The sequence below is a fragment of the uncultured Jannaschia sp. genome, from assembly GCF_947494055.1.
Taxonomy (GTDB): Bacteria; Pseudomonadota; Alphaproteobacteria; order Rhodobacterales; family Rhodobacteraceae; genus Jannaschia.
Window position 1 is genome coordinate 1 of sequence record NZ_CANLTR010000155.1, and the last position, 708, is coordinate 708.

2 protein-coding genes are annotated in these 708 nt (G+C 65.1%); both read left to right on the top strand.

The features are described from left to right. Positions 1–462: phage holin family protein (locus tag Q1A87_RS23605; protein WP_299657296.1), on the top strand; the 462-nt coding region annotated here is incomplete at its 5' end. A gap of 48 nt (positions 463–510) precedes the next feature. Continuing rightward, positions 511–708: DUF3618 domain-containing protein (locus Q1A87_RS23610; RefSeq protein WP_299657298.1), on the top strand; the 198-nt coding region annotated here is incomplete at its 3' end.

Here is a 708-nt window from a genome sequence, read left to right on the forward strand (position 1 = left end):
CTGGCGCAGCGGGAAATCCAGCTTGTCAAAGCCGAGATGTCCGAGAAAGCGGCACAGCTGAAAGCCGCGATCGGCGAGCTCATCGCGGGCGCTGTCCTCCTCGCGGTCTCGCTCGGCATCCTGCTCTCTGCCCTTGTCAGCGGCGTCGCGCGCCTGCTCGTCGGCATCTTCGGCGACGACCCTTCGGCGGCTCGGGAGGTCGTCGCGCTGGAGGGACTGGACGAGGGCCAGGTCCAAGTGGTCACTGCGGTCAATCAGAATGTCGAAGCCGCCCTCGATGCGGCACGAACGCTTCCGACCTACGAGGGGCTGGCAGCCCTGCTCGTCGGTGTCGTGTTTGCCGTCATCGGTGCCCTTCTGCTGCGCAACGGGCTGAGCAAGCTCGAGCCGGGGAACCTGGTTCCGGACCGGACGATCCGGCAGGTCAAGAAGGACGGAGCGATGGCGCGCGAGCAGGTTTGATGCGCTTCGGTTTCGTATCTTGCCGTTCATTCCAAATGGAGCCCGATGATGGCTGACAGTAACACCGATCAGAAATCCACACGCGAAGCCGAGCGGGAGGTCGAAGCCGCCCGGGCGAACCTTGCCGGGTCCATCGACAGCCTCGAAGCCAGGTTGAGCCCGAATGCCCTGGTCGAGCGAGGGATTGCATACTTCCAGGGCGACGGGCGCCGACATCTCGACACGCTGGTGCGCAACGCCCAGGCC